This is a genomic window from Oleiphilus sp. HI0086 (assembly GCF_001635225.1).
In genome coordinates, this window is record NZ_LWFZ01000211.1 from 1 (window position 1) to 1,040 (window position 1,040).

The following is a 1,040-nucleotide window of genomic DNA, read 5'->3' on the forward strand; positions in this document are numbered from 1 at the left end:
ATTAGGCCAGCGCTACCATGCCCGAGCAGTCGCGCAGCTTCACCAGGGTGGGGAGTGTATATGCGTTTACCTTGATTTTCCTTATCAACCGAGTTGATCCAATTCTGTTTGTTAGTCAAGATATTCAAGGCGTCTGCATCTAGCACCAGCGGCTTATCGAGCTTAATAACCCTTTGCAGTAACTTTTCTGACCATGCAGATCTACCAAGGCCCGGACCGATTACAATTACCGTTGCCGCGTCCAGCAATTGCTCAACTTGTTGAGTATTTTCAGTAGAGGTGACCATGACCTCTGGTGTGCGTGATAGCAATGCAGAGCAGTGGTCTTGATGGGTGATAACGCTCGTCAGGCCTGAGCCGCAGCGAAGTGCTGCTTCAGCAGCCATGAGTACCGCGCCACCATAGCCCCGGTCTCCGCCGACAATGAGGGTGTGCCCACAATTACCTTTGTGAAAATGGCGGGGCCGGACAGAAACTTGATCTAGTAATTTCTGCAGTGACAAGCAATGAGCGATAGGCGTCTGCTCATTAATAATTTTGGCTGGCACCTCCAGGTCGTCGTAATATAGTTCGCCAGTATAGTGTTGACCTTCAGCGGTAAATAAGCCCAGTTTTAGGGCAATAAAACTCGCAGTGCAGTCGGCTTCGATTGCGGTGCCCATTATACTGCCCGTATTGGCATTTAAGCCCGATGGAATATCAATCGCTAATATCGGGGCAGTAGATTTATTTGCTGCTTCAATAGCGTCAGCATACAGGCCTCTGACAGGGGAGTTAAGACCGGTACCTAATAGAGCGTCGACGATAATGTGATTGTCGGTCTCTGATGCTAGACTTTTGTCTGAGTAGTGGTCGCAGCTTACGTTTTCTGCTAAGCACATCTGGTATGCACTTTGCGCATCACCGACAAGTTTATCTGGAGGCGAAAGAAAGTAGACATTACATGCAATTCCATAAGCTTTGGCTAGCGCAGCGACAATATAGCCATCTCCGGCATTATTTCCACTGCCGCATAATACTGTGACTTTCTGGCAGTTGGG

Annotated in this window: 1 protein-coding gene; it reads right to left on the bottom strand. The window is 48.8% G+C overall.

Translation table 11 applies throughout. The features are described 5' to 3' along the window. The coding region (locus A3756_RS02815; RefSeq protein WP_068552888.1) for a bifunctional ADP-dependent NAD(P)H-hydrate dehydratase/NAD(P)H-hydrate epimerase at nt 1-1,040 on the bottom strand (1,040 nt) is incomplete at both ends.